Annotated in this window: 11 protein-coding genes and 1 pseudogene; 5 read left to right on the top strand and 7 right to left on the bottom strand. The window is 53.1% G+C overall.

The genetic code is table 11. From position 1 onward, the window contains the following. Positions 1-30: 30 nt before the first annotated feature. Positions 31-1,251: an ISL3-like element ISKox3 family transposase gene (locus ACQG22_RS24835; protein WP_000343760.1), complete on the bottom strand. Its 1,221-nt coding sequence runs from the start codon at positions 1,249-1,251 to the stop codon at positions 31-33. A gap of 101 nt (positions 1,252-1,352) precedes the next feature. Between ACQG22_RS24835 and ACQG22_RS24830 the strand changes: the two genes are divergently transcribed. Together ACQG22_RS24830 and ACQG22_RS24825 are read left to right on the top strand one after the other, a co-directional pair. Next, positions 1,353-1,592, top strand: coding sequence for a hypothetical protein (locus ACQG22_RS24830; RefSeq protein ID WP_001549892.1), 240 nt, complete (start codon positions 1,353-1,355; stop codon positions 1,590-1,592). 2 nt (positions 1,593-1,594) lie between these two features. After that, positions 1,595-1,951 carry a S24 family peptidase gene (locus ACQG22_RS24825; RefSeq protein WP_004199403.1) on the top strand — a complete coding sequence of 119 codons (357 nt, stop codon included), beginning with the start codon at positions 1,595-1,597 and terminating at the stop codon, positions 1,949-1,951. 33 nt (positions 1,952-1,984) lie between these two features. Here the strand turns inward: ACQG22_RS24825 and ACQG22_RS24820 are convergent, their stop codons facing one another. Next, positions 1,985-2,689 (bottom strand): IS6-like element IS26 family transposase, encoded by a 705-nt coding sequence (locus ACQG22_RS24820; protein WP_001067855.1) that lies wholly within the window; start codon positions 2,687-2,689, stop codon positions 1,985-1,987. Between the two features lie 58 nt (positions 2,690-2,747). On the opposite strand from ACQG22_RS24820, the gene cutA reads away from it, so the two are divergent. Both cutA and ACQG22_RS24810 read left to right on the top strand, forming a co-directional pair. Further along, complete coding sequence (cutA, locus tag ACQG22_RS24815) at positions 2,748-2,882, top strand: divalent cation tolerance protein CutA (protein WP_023408307.1); 135 nt, start codon at positions 2,748-2,750, stop codon at positions 2,880-2,882. A 4-nt stretch (positions 2,883-2,886) separates the two neighbouring features. Next, complete coding sequence (locus tag ACQG22_RS24810; protein ID WP_004201169.1) at positions 2,887-3,918, top strand: protein-disulfide reductase DsbD domain-containing protein; 1,032 nt, start codon at positions 2,887-2,889, stop codon at positions 3,916-3,918. A gap of 10 nt (positions 3,919-3,928) precedes the next feature. Here the strand turns inward: ACQG22_RS24810 and ACQG22_RS24805 are convergent, their stop codons facing one another. Genes ACQG22_RS24805 through ACQG22_RS24795 form a run of 3 tightly spaced genes read right to left on the bottom strand, consistent with a single transcriptional unit; the run spans position 3,929 to position 5,753 of the window. Next, on the bottom strand, positions 3,929-4,567 hold the full coding sequence (locus ACQG22_RS24805) for a phosphoribosylanthranilate isomerase (protein WP_004201168.1): 639 nt from the start codon (positions 4,565-4,567) through the stop codon (positions 3,929-3,931). 4 nt (positions 4,568-4,571) lie between these two features. After that, positions 4,572-4,937: a bleomycin binding protein Ble-MBL gene (gene ble, locus ACQG22_RS24800; RefSeq protein ID WP_004201167.1), complete on the bottom strand. Its 366-nt coding sequence runs from the start codon at positions 4,935-4,937 to the stop codon at positions 4,572-4,574. A gap of 3 nt (positions 4,938-4,940) precedes the next feature. Beyond that, positions 4,941-5,753, bottom strand: a complete 813-nt coding sequence (locus ACQG22_RS24795; RefSeq protein ID WP_023408309.1) for a subclass B1 metallo-beta-lactamase NDM-5 — start codon at positions 5,751-5,753, stop codon at positions 4,941-4,943. 234 nt (positions 5,754-5,987) lie between these two features. Here ACQG22_RS24795 and ACQG22_RS24790 point away from each other — a divergent pair, with 234 nt between their 5' ends. Continuing rightward, positions 5,988-6,968, top strand: coding sequence for an IS5-like element IS5 family transposase (locus ACQG22_RS24790; RefSeq protein WP_000019402.1), 981 nt, complete (start codon positions 5,988-5,990; stop codon positions 6,966-6,968). Between the two features lie 108 nt (positions 6,969-7,076). On the opposite strand, the gene ACQG22_RS24785 is transcribed toward ACQG22_RS24790, so the two are convergent. Together ACQG22_RS24785 and ACQG22_RS24780 are read right to left on the bottom strand one after the other, a co-directional pair. Beyond that, the gene (locus tag ACQG22_RS24785; protein WP_023408311.1) at positions 7,077-8,078 is read right to left on the bottom strand and encodes an IS30 family transposase; all 1,002 of its coding nucleotides are present in this window, start codon (positions 8,076-8,078) and stop codon (positions 7,077-7,079) included. A 219-nt stretch (positions 8,079-8,297) separates the two neighbouring features. Next, positions 8,298-11,138: pseudogene (locus ACQG22_RS24780) on the bottom strand (Tn3-like element IS3000 family transposase); the annotation flags it as partial. Positions 11,139-11,221: the final 83 nt, after the last annotated feature.

The following is an 11,221-nucleotide window of genomic DNA, read 5'->3' as shown; positions in this document are numbered from 1 at the left end:
ATGGGTCTTCCCCGATCATGGTGGGAAGGCTCAGAACGCCATATTCAGCTTTCCGTAGTGGAACATCACCCCCAGTTTAAAGCGCTCCCGGTTTCGGTATCCCCTGGCTTTTATCCTCAGCAGCCTGATCTTGCTGTTAAGTGCCTCCGCATTTCCGTTTGAGACACTGTGTCGCATCGCATTCAGGATCCCGTACAGCCTTTTTCCTATCGTTTTCGCGGCATTTTTCATCATGGGAACGTCACTGTTAGCCGCCAGCGCCAACCATCTCTGCCAGTCACTCCGTCTTTCCTCGCTCCATGGCCTGTTCCAGATATCCTTTGCCAGCTCTTTCAGCGCCCAGCACTGGCTCGTCAGCTTCATCTGTGCACGCAGCCACATCAGCTTTTCCTGCCGGGATTCGGTCATCCACTTATCGCTGTACTGCCACAGGAAGCGGGTTCCTTTTGCCTGGTGTCGGCTTTCAACAGGGAGGTGCGGATGTTCATTCTGACGGGTTTTATCAACTACCTCGCCCAGTTGCTTCGCCACATGGAAGCGGTCAAAGGCGATTTTCTCAACCGCACTGGGTAAGTGGATACGCGCTGCTCTTATATAGCCCGCGTTCATGTCCATTGAGAGCGTTTTGATAGCCAGCAACTGCCCATCAGTGAGCGTGCGAAGATAGCCGGCAAGACTCTCTGTGCCGCGATCATCCGTTAAGGCCAGCGCCCGACCATCGCGATCGGAGATCACCGTTATGTAACGATGTCCTTTTTTAAAGGCGACCTCATCCACATTCATATGACGGGCGGATAATGGCTTTTTTATCCGGGCAAGACCTCGCTTAACTGCCCGGGTCATAATGCCGTCAACCGCATTCCAACTGAGCTTAAGTTGCTTCCTGACAGCATCAACGGTGCTGATTTTCAGCCATGAGAGAACGAACGATTCGAATAGCAACGTATACCGGCTTCCGGGGCCAGCCCACGGAACAGGCAACGTCAGGCAGCCATGCTCCGGACACATAATTCGTGGAACATCGGCTTCAACAATAGTGGTGAACTGGCAGGTATCAAGATGGCGCCATTTACGATGACGGTGATCGTGAACAGAACAGGATTTACCGCAGGTCGGACAGGCTAGCCGGGTGTTTTCAGCGATCTCAATAGTGACAGTAACAGAACCGGCATTTTCATCGAGAGAAAGGGACTTTACCTGCCACGGATCGGACAGGTTGAGAATATGAGCGTAGAGGGACTTTTCGTCCATGGCGGTGACCTCTGGCGATTAAATACACCATTATCATGCCTTCAGCCACCACAACAAGGGAAGACCCATATGCATACAGCTATATTGATCGGAGGTTTTTCATGCCTAGACACTATGAAATTGACTCAGCCTGGCGTGCGAGCATTAAGCGTGAGCCGAACGGTCGTCAGACAGTTACGACAGAAGCCTTTGTCAGCCAGCTTGCGCTGATTAATTTTCACTGGAGTTGTCGCCAAGCAAATCAGTGGATTGAAACCTACGTGACCGTTTTTAAAGACATTTCCACTCAGGAAGGAGAGAACCGGACATTCATGCTTTTTAACCCCAACGGAGGCCGTTAAAAATGGGTTTTCCATCGCCAGCAACCGACTACCAGGAAAACAGGCTGTCACTCGATCAGCACTGTAATACAGGAGCGCCGGGAGTATTCTTTTTTCGAAGTGATACCTACTCTTTCCGGGAAGGGATAAAGCCTGGTGCGCTGCTCATAGTAGATTTTGGGGGCACGCCCGTTGACGGGTCTTTGGTGCTCTGTGTCCTGGAACAAGAATTCAGGATCATGCGATTGCGACTACACCCCAAGCGGTGTCTCCAGGAACTCGATAAGCTGGATAACTTCAGGGCTATACCTGATGACGATGAGGACGGGTTGGAGGTCAGGGGGGTCATTACGCACATTGTGGCACTGTTGCAAAGTTAGCGATGAGGCAGCCTTTTGTCTTATTCAAAGGCCTTACATTTCAAAAACTCTGCTTACCAGGCGCATTTCGCCCAGGGGATCACCATAATAAAATGCTGAGGCCTGGCCTTTGCGTAGTGCACGCATCACCTCAATACCTTTGATGGTGGCGTAAGCCGTCTTCATGGATTTAAATCCCAGCGTGGCGCCGATTATCCGTTTCAGTTTGCCATGATCGCATTCAATCACGTTGTTCCGGTACTTAATCTGTCGGTGTTCAACGTCAGACGGGCACCGGCCTTCGCGTTTGAGCAGAGCAAGCGCGCGACCATAGGCGGGCGCTTTATCCGTGTTGATGAATCGCGGGATCTGCCACTTCTTCACGTTGTTGAGGATTTTACCCAGAAACCGGTATGCAGCTTTGCTGTTACGACGGGAGGAGAGATAAAAATCGACAGTGCGGCCCCGGCTGTCGACGGCCCGGTACAGATACGCCCAGCGGCCATTGACCTTCACGTAGGTTTCATCCATGTGCCACGGGCAAAGATCGGAAGGGTTACGCCAGTACCAGCGCAGCCGTTTTTCCATTTCAGGCGCATAACGCTGAACCCAGCGGTAAATCGTGGAGTGATCGACATTCACTCCGCGTTCAGCCAGCATCTCCTGCAGCTCACGGTAACTGATGCCGTATTTGCAGTACCAGCGTACGGCCCACAGAATGATGTCACGCTGAAAATGCCGGCCTTTGAATGGGTTCATGTGCAGCTCCATCAGCAAAAGGGGATGATAAGTTTATCACCACCGACTATTTGCAACAGTGCCCCCCGCCCTGCAGGAACGCCTGCGCCAACTGCATCCCTACGAACTCCCGGAGCTGCTCGCGGTCGAAGCCGCGTCCGGCCTGCCCGAATACCTGCAATGGCTGGCCGCCGAGAGCCGACCGGTAAACTGAGCCAATGACCGCATCCACGATCCGCCTGCGCCGCTGGCTGGCCGGGCTCGCCCTGCTGCTTGCGCTGCCCGCGACCTCGGCCGTCGCCCAGGACTTCGAACTGCCGCCGGTCGACGAGGTCTTCGTCCTGTCCGCGCAGGCCACCGCGCCGGACCGCATCGAGGTGCGCTGGCGGATCGCCGACGGCTATTACCTGTACCGGCACCGCACCTCGGTCAAGGCCGATGCCGCCTTCACCGGCGCGACCATGGCGCTGCCGAAGGGCAAGGCCTACCGCGACGAATTCTTCGGCGACGTCGAAACCTACCGCAAGGAATTGCTCGGCACCCTCACCGGCACGCCCGCGGCCGGCGCGAGCGCGACCACCCTGACCGTGAAGTACCAGGGCTGCGCCGATGCCGGCGTGTGCTACCCGCCGCAGACCCGCACCCTGAAGGTCGCGTTGCCGGGCGAAGCGGGCGCTGGCGGCTTCGGCTGTAAGGCGCGCGGGCTGCATGATTATGTCGTCAAGAACGGCTCTGCCGATCATCCCAACGCCGAGGTGAAATTCGCACTGGGTGATGTGGTCAACACCATGATCGGCTGCACTAATGGTGAAACGATCATGCTGTGCCACGACACCTCGCTGCCGCGCCCCTATTCTCTCGGCTTTCGGGTGCAAGGCACCGAGGGGCTGTGGATGGACGTCAACAAGTCGATCTATCTGGAGGGCAAGAGCCCACAGCCGCACCGCTGGGAGCCTGCCGAGGGCTGGTTTGCGAAATACGATCACCCGCTATGGAAACGCTACGCCGATCTGGCGGCAGGGGCCGGGCATGGCGGGATGGACTGGTTCGTGATCCACGCTTTTGTCGAGGCGCTGAAGGCCAAGGCCCCGATGCCAATCGACATTTACGACGCGCTGGCCTGGAGCGCGATCACGCCTCTGTCGGAACAATCGATTGCTGAGGGCAATCGCACGTTAGATTTTCCCGACTTCACCCGAGGGCAGTGGCGCACCCGCAAGCCGATCTTTGCGCTGAACGACGCCTATTGATCGACGCGATTTAGGCCAAGCGCACCGCAAAGGCGAAATTGGTAATCTTGTCGGTATCCTTGACGCCCGGCGCGCTTTCGACGCCGCTGGAGGTATCGACCAGCGGCGCTCCGGTGCGCGCAATCGCCTCGGCAACATTCGTCGGATTTAGCCCGCCTGCCAGCCCCCACGGCAAGGCACCGCGATATCCGGCCAGCAGCGACCAGTCGAACGCCAACCCCATGCCGCCGGGCAGCGCGCCTTTGGGGGTCTTGGCGTCGAACAAGATCAAGTCCGCCGCCCCGGCATAGGCTGCGGCGCGTGCGACATCGCTGGCGCTGGCGACGGGCAGCGCCTTCCACACCGGCTTGCCAAACCGCGCGCGCAACTGGGCCACGCGTTCGGGCGATTCCGAACCGTGCAGCTGCAGCGCGTTCAGCTTGGCTGCCACCAGTGCGTCGGCGATGACAGCATCATCCGCATCGACGAACAAACCGACCATGGCGATCTGGCCAGCTGCGCGCGATGTCAAAGCGCCCGCGACATTCGACGTAACCGCACGGGGCGACGCTGGATAGAACACCAACCCGGCATAGTCCGCCCGCGCCGCGATGGTCGCATCGAGCGCCTCGGGTGTGCTGATCCCGCAAATCTTGATTTTCGCGGGCATGCGGTCAGTCGGGGTTCTGGATCAGCCGCACCAGCGTGCAGTCGGGATCGATCAGGTAGCCGATCCTCAGGCCGCTCGCCTCCAGTTGCGGAGCTTTGAAGCGCGGCCAGCCGGTGCTTTTTTCCTCGGCTCCCGCCGCGTTCACCAATGCCACCATGGCATCGAGATCATCCAACCGCAGGCAACAGCCGAACGAGCTCGTAGCTGGGTCGAGGTCAGGATAGGGGAAGAATTCGAGCTGCAAACCGCCGCGCTGCAGGATCATCCAGCCGCGATCCTTCCAACTCGTCGCAAAGCCCAGCTTCGCATAAAACGCCTCTGTCACATCGAAATCGCGCGATGGCAGATTGGGGGTGACGTGGTCAGCCATGGCTCAGCGCAGCTTGTCGGCCATGCGGGCCGTATGAGTGATTGCGGCGCGGCTATCGGGGGCGGAATGGCTCATCACGATCATGCTGGCCTTGGGGAACGCCGCACCAAACGCGCGCGCTGACGCGGCGTAGTGCTCAGTGTCGGCATCACCGAGATTGCCGAGCGACTTGGCCTTGCTGTCCTTGATCAGGCAGCCACCAAAAGCGATGTCGGTGCCGTCGATCCCAACGGTGATATTGTCACTGGTGTGGCCGGGGCCGGGGTAAAATACCTTGAGCGGGCCAAAGTTGGGCGCGGTTGCTGGTTCGACCCAGCCATTGGCGGCGAAAGTCAGGCTGTGTTGCGCCGCAACCAGCCCCTCTTGCGGGGCAAGCTGGTTCGACAACGCATTGGCATAAGTCGCAATCCCCGCCGCATGCAGCGCGTCCATACCGCCCATCTTGTCCTGATGCGCGTGAGTCACCACCGCCAGCGCGACCGGCAGGTTGATCTCCTGCTTGATCCAGTTGAGGATCTGGGCGGTCTGGTCATCGGTCCAGGCGGTATCGACCAACAGCACGCGGCCGCCATCCCTGACGATCAAACCGTTGGAAGCGACTGCCCCGAAACCCGGCATGTCGAGATAGGAAGTGTGCTGCCAGACATTCGGTGCGAGCTGGCGGAAAACCAGATCGCCAAACCGTTGGTCGCCAGTTTCCATTTGCTGGCCAATCGTCGGGCGGATTTCACCGGGCATGCACCCGCTCAGCATCAATGCAGCGGCTAATGCGGTGCTCAGCTTCGCGACCGGGTGCATAATATTGGGCAATTCCATCAAGTTTTCCTTTTATTCAGCATTAAAAACCCCGCAAATGCGAGGCCTAGTAAATAGATGATCTTAATTTGGTTCACTGTAGCAAAAATATGGGGCGAATTCAAACATGAGGTGCGACAGTTTCAAAAGCCATATGATAATCAACAAGCTGAGCAAATTTCTCTAAGGAAGGTGCGAACAAGTCCCTGATATGAGATCATGTTTGTCATCTGGAGCCATGGAACAGGGTTCATCATGAGTCATCAACTTACCTTCGCCGACAGTGAATTCAGCAGTAAGCGCCGTCAGACCAGAAAAGAGATTTTCTTGTCCCGCATGGAGCAGATTCTGCCATGGCAAAACATGGTGGAAGTCATCGAGCCGTTTTACCCCAAGGCTGGTAATGGCCGGCGACCTTATCCGCTGGAAACCATGCTACGCATTCACTGCATGCAGCATTGGTACAACCTGAGCGATGGCGCGATGGAAGATGCTCTGTACGAAATCGCCTCCATGCGTCTGTTTGCCCGGTTATCCCTGGATAGCGCCTTGCCTGACCGCACCACCATCATGAATTTCCGCCACCTGCTGGAGCAGCATCAACTGGCCCGCCAATTGTTCAAGACCATCAATCGCTGGCTGGCCGAAGCAGGCGTCATGATGACTCAAGGCACCTTGGTCGATGCCACCATCATTGAGGCACCCAGCTCGACCAAGAACAAAGAGCAGCAACGCGATCCGGAGATGCATCAGACCAAGAAAGGCAATCAATGGCACTTTGGCATGAAGGCCCACATTGGTGTCGATGCCAAGAGTGGCCTGACCCACAGCCTAGTCACCACCGCGGCCAACGAGCATGACCTCAATCAGCTGGGTAATCTGCTGCATGGAGAGGAGCAATTTGTCTCAGCCGATGCCGGCTACCAAGGGGCGCCACAGCGCGAGGAGCTGGCCGAGGTGGATGTGGACTGGCTGATCGCCGAGCGCCCCGGCAAGGTAAGAACCTTGAAACAGCATCCACGCAAGAACAAAACGGCCATCAACATCGAATACATGAAAGCCAGCATCCGGGCCAAGGTGGAGCACCCATTTCGCATCATCAAGCGACAGTTCGGCTTCGTGAAAGCCAGATACAAGGGGTTGCTGAAAAACGATAACCAACTGGCGATGTTATTCACGCTGGCCAACCTGTTTCGGGCGGACCAAATGATACGTCAGTGGGAGAGATCTCACTAAAAACTGGGGATAACGCCTTAAATGGCGAAGAAACGGTCTAAATAGGCTGATTCAAGGCATTTACGGGAGAAAAAATCGGCTCAAACATGAAGAAATGAAATGACTGAGTCAGCCGAGAAGAATTTCCCCGCTTATTCGCACCTTCCCTAATGGTGTAAGCCAATCTAACGCCTTTCTAGGACGAGTATTCAGTGACATGGCAACTTGATTTAAATAATGCTGATCTGCCTGATTTAAATCAATCCCTTTAGGTAAATATTGCCTAATTAAACCATTCATATTTTCGCATGTGCCTTTTTGCCAGGGTGAATGTGGGTCACAGAAATATACATCTATGCCTAAATCTTCTTCGAGTATTTTATGTTCTGACATCTCACGTCCACGGTCATAGGTCAACGTTTTACGCAGTTCTGCAGGTAAATATTTCAGAGCTTCAGTTAAAGCCTTGCGCACTGATTCTGCCTTTGCATCAGGTAATGTTGCCAAGATACAGAGCCGTGTATTTCGTTCAATAAGTGTTGCTATCGAACTTTTATTGTCTTTACCTTTAATTAAATCAGCTTCCCAATGACCCGGTATTTTTCTTTCTTGAACTTCGGCTGGGCGCTCATGAATAGTTTTAATATCCTGTAATATAGAATCTTTTTTAGGTTCACCGTTAGCTTTTCGCTTTTTATTTTCATGACGTAGACAGGATAATAAGTCTTTTTTCAACTCACCCTTTGGTAATGCTCGTATCGTTGAATAAATCGTTGTATGGCTTACATTCATTGTTTGATCCAAATCAGGAAATGTCTTTAAACGCTTTGCTATTTGCTGAGGAGACCATAAACAACGGATCGCTTCAACAATAAATTTCCAGAGGATTGAATCGATTTTGAGTTTTCTGTGACCACGTCTACGTCTAGCGAAGGTGTTATCAGAAGCATATCGAGCTTGATAAACGTCATTGATGCTATTTCTTTTAAGCTCACGATAGATCGTACTAGGATGTCTTTTAATGAGTTCAGCAAATTTTCTGGCTGAAAAGCCTTCTTTTCTTGACTCAAGCATTAATGCAGTACGATCTTCAAAGTTAAGATGATGGTATGACAATTTTATATACTCCATAAACCCTTTAAATTAATTAGGTGGTTTATGTCGCACTTCAAGTTTTACTCTGCCAACTTTAAATCAGTGGCTCCACTAACACTCTTCACTTATTTATTTAAAATTTAGCGACGTTAAAAGACAATTAAGTATTTTTAGATAATGGGGTTCTAGGGATTTTCCGTCCAAAAACGACAAAGTGCTCTGGAGGCCGCGCCGTCCGTGGCCTCCAGAGGGGTATTACTTTTCGCTGACGGGTAAATATCCCTCGATTGAGCGCATAAGCTCCTCCAGATCTGGCAATTTTTCGCTCAATTCGAAGTGGTAAGTCCCCTTGAGGTTAATGTTGTGCCAGGCCACAGGGGATGCCTGTTTGACGATATCTATTCTCTTGGTATCTCCTTGGTATTCGAAGCTGGTCAACAGCTGGCTGAGTATCCTGGAGTTGAAGTAAACGATGGCATTGGTGACCAGGCGAGCGCACTCATTCCATAGCTGGATTTCTTCGTCTGAACTGCCCCGGAACTGATCCCCATTGACGCTGCTCACGGCCCGACGCAGTTGGTGATAGGCCTCTCCCCGGTTCAGCGCGCGCTGAACATAGTTTCTTAAACTGGCATCATCGATGTAGCACAGTAGATAATTCGCTTTCACCAGGCGATTGTATTCCGTCAGGGCTTCCAGCAGCGGGTGATTGCGCTTGTACTCCGAGAGCTTTCTCACCAAGGTGGCTTGCGTTGTTTTCCGCTGCTTAAGTGATACTGCAATCCGTTGGATGGTATCCCAGTGCTGCGCAATACGATGGGTATTGATTGGCTTTTTTAAGCACAGCTGAATTCGGTGTTCTTTGTCTTCCTTGACATCAAACATGTCATTGATCACTTTGCCAACCTGGGCATAGCGTGGGGCAAACTGGTATCCGAACAGATCCAGTAACGCGAAGTTCACATGGTTCACCCCATGGGTATCGGTTGAGAGCACATCCGGAATGATGTCTGACGTATTGCTCATCAACAAATCAAAGATGTAGTGCGATTCATGTTCGTTGGCGCCGATCACTCTGGCGTTGATCGCAGCGTGATTGGCGATCAAGGTCATGGCAGAAACACCTTTTTGAGTGCCAAAGTACTTCGACGAATAACGGGTTTTGAAGGTCTCGCGCCGGGCTTCGAACTTTTGACCATCGGCACTGGCGTGGATCACATCTTCCTGGATGTTGTAGTACCGGAAGATGGGTAGCTTGGCTGTCGCGTTATTGATGTTGTCGTTAGCAGCATTCAATGTTTCCAGGCGAAGATAGTTCGCCTGGATAGTGCTGAGCTGATCATAGGTACGATCAGAGATCTGTGCCATGCCGTAAATGCCTTGATTGGTTGCATTGCCGACCAGAATTGCCAACAGGTCATATTCATGGGAACGGCTTCTGGATTGGGAACCCAGCACATGAGCGAAGCAGTCAATGAAACCGGTGTCACGATCAACCATGCGCAGTACATCCGCAATCCCCGTTGTGGGAATTTGCTGGAAGAAGGGATTGTTGACCAGATGATGTTTGCTGGCCGAAGGCAGGCGCCAGAAGCGTTTACCCTGCGGATTACGCAAGATGATATTCCGGTTGTCTTCCTGTTCAAGATATTCGCCGACTTCGTACAAACGGGTATCCAATTCCATGGCCATCTGTTTGATCAGCTTTTCAGGCTCCTCCGCTAATTTTGTAAAATGGCTCTGTTGAAGCAGCGTATATTTGTTTTTTCGCCAATGTTCCCCGTCGATCAGGTCGGCGTCGAGTGCCCGGTATTTAGTGATATCAGGCAGCGTCAGCTGGCCATTCAGGCGATCAGGAATCTGTTGATAGAGGAACCACTCATAACGATCGATCAGGATATTCCCTTCACCATCCAGCAGGAATTCACGTGATTTTTTGGAAAGGAGTCTGGTGTCGGCAGTTTGCAACTGAGCGTCCTGGCCGTTGAGTTCGTTTTGTGTTTTCGCCAAGGCGGCCGCTAAGTGCTGGGTGCCGTCGCAGCCTTCGAAGCGCAGACATAGGAACAACTCTCGCAGCAAACCTTTCCGCAGACTTTCTTTCTCGTCGCAGTACTGCCACATGGCTTCATCGACCGATCGTCGCTGCTCGTTCAGGAAGAGACATACAGATTCCAGATCCCTTTTGGTCAGCAGGCTCAGTGCTTGCTGTCTTACTGTTGCAAACGGTAGTTGCAGATCAATGCTGTCATCAATGAACAGGTGCAGTACTTCAGCTGCCTTGCTGACATTTTTAGCTGCTTTTTGCCAATCCTTAAACACCGCTTCCTGCGCATAATCCTTTGCCTTCTGTTTGGTCTGTCTGACATGATGCACAAAGCCATCGGCAATACGTTCCAGCGCTTGCTGCCATCGCGTTTGAAGATAGCACAATAAATACAGCCATTGGCTGCCTACGGTTTGACGTTTCAGTTTGGCACCGTAGTAGTCGACTTTCTCTGCCAGGTGTTGCAGATTTTTCTGCGACAGTGATAGCGTGCTCAACAGCAGATCCACTTCCGGCATCCAATGCTGGATATGGCGATAGACAATCAGTTCTTTCTCCAACTCGGTTCCGGTGAAGTTACGAGCCGATTGTCGCAACTGTCGGAACGGCAGTGGACCTGTGCCGTTCACGAGCTCCGCCAGTGCTTGCTTAAGACCGCGTGACATTGCACGCTCAAGGTGCGCGGCCATGTGTTCCTGTTCGTCTCCCACCACCTGACTGATGATCTTTTGCAGCGTGCTGTAGGCAGGGATTGCGATCTTCTGCCCCGAACAATATTCATTGGCCGCATCGAAGAGGTGCCTAGGCGCTGTCCAGGCTCTGGCTTGCTGGGATAAGTAATCTCTCAACGCCGCTCCATGGTCTTTGACATTCCAGCGCTGGTAGTTGCAGAGCTGGAAAACACGTTGGTAAATCCGTTCGTTCTCTTTTGGCGTGAGATTAAAGGGTCTACAGCCTGGGCCTGGTAGAACGGTTTGATAAACGTATTTGAGGTCCTGCTTGATCTGATGAAAGCCGGGATTCAGCACCACCGGCTTGGCTTTGAAATAGGGGTCAGTTTGGATATAGAGAATTATTGTACGGTAAGCCTGTTTTTTGAACAGACTTACCTATAGCAATAGGGTGTACTCCCGCG

Origin of the sequence: Enterobacter cloacae complex sp. 309I3 (genome assembly GCF_050031595.1) — a bacterium.
In the GTDB taxonomy this organism is placed as follows: domain Bacteria; phylum Pseudomonadota; class Gammaproteobacteria; order Enterobacterales; family Enterobacteriaceae; genus Enterobacter; species Enterobacter cloacae.
The sequence above is the reverse complement of the archived record's forward strand: the minus strand, read 5'-3'. Positions and strand labels throughout refer to the sequence as shown.

What these genes read in the sequence shown, in the direction of transcription:
- ACQG22_RS24835 (WP_000343760.1), bottom strand. Translation starts at nt 1,251, where the DNA reads ATGGACGAAAAGTCCCTCTACGCTCATATTCTCAACCTGTCCGATCCG.
- ACQG22_RS24830 (WP_001549892.1), top strand. Translation starts at nt 1,353, where the DNA reads ATGCCTAGACACTATGAAATTGACTCAGCCTGGCGTGCGAGCATTAAG.
- ACQG22_RS24825 (WP_004199403.1), top strand. Translation starts at nt 1,595, where the DNA reads ATGGGTTTTCCATCGCCAGCAACCGACTACCAGGAAAACAGGCTGTCA.
- ACQG22_RS24820 (WP_001067855.1), bottom strand. Translation starts at nt 2,689, where the DNA reads ATGAACCCATTCAAAGGCCGGCATTTTCAGCGTGACATCATTCTGTGG.
- ACQG22_RS24810 (WP_004201169.1), top strand. Translation starts at nt 2,887, where the DNA reads ATGACCGCATCCACGATCCGCCTGCGCCGCTGGCTGGCCGGGCTCGCC.
- ACQG22_RS24805 (WP_004201168.1), bottom strand. Translation starts at nt 4,567, where the DNA reads ATGCCCGCGAAAATCAAGATTTGCGGGATCAGCACACCCGAGGCGCTC.
- ble (WP_004201167.1), bottom strand. Translation starts at nt 4,937, where the DNA reads ATGGCTGACCACGTCACCCCCAATCTGCCATCGCGCGATTTCGATGTG.
- ACQG22_RS24795 (WP_023408309.1), bottom strand. Translation starts at nt 5,753, where the DNA reads ATGGAATTGCCCAATATTATGCACCCGGTCGCGAAGCTGAGCACCGCA.
- ACQG22_RS24790 (WP_000019402.1), top strand. Translation starts at nt 5,988, where the DNA reads ATGAGTCATCAACTTACCTTCGCCGACAGTGAATTCAGCAGTAAGCGC.
- ACQG22_RS24785 (WP_023408311.1), bottom strand. Translation starts at nt 8,078, where the DNA reads ATGGAGTATATAAAATTGTCATACCATCATCTTAACTTTGAAGATCGT.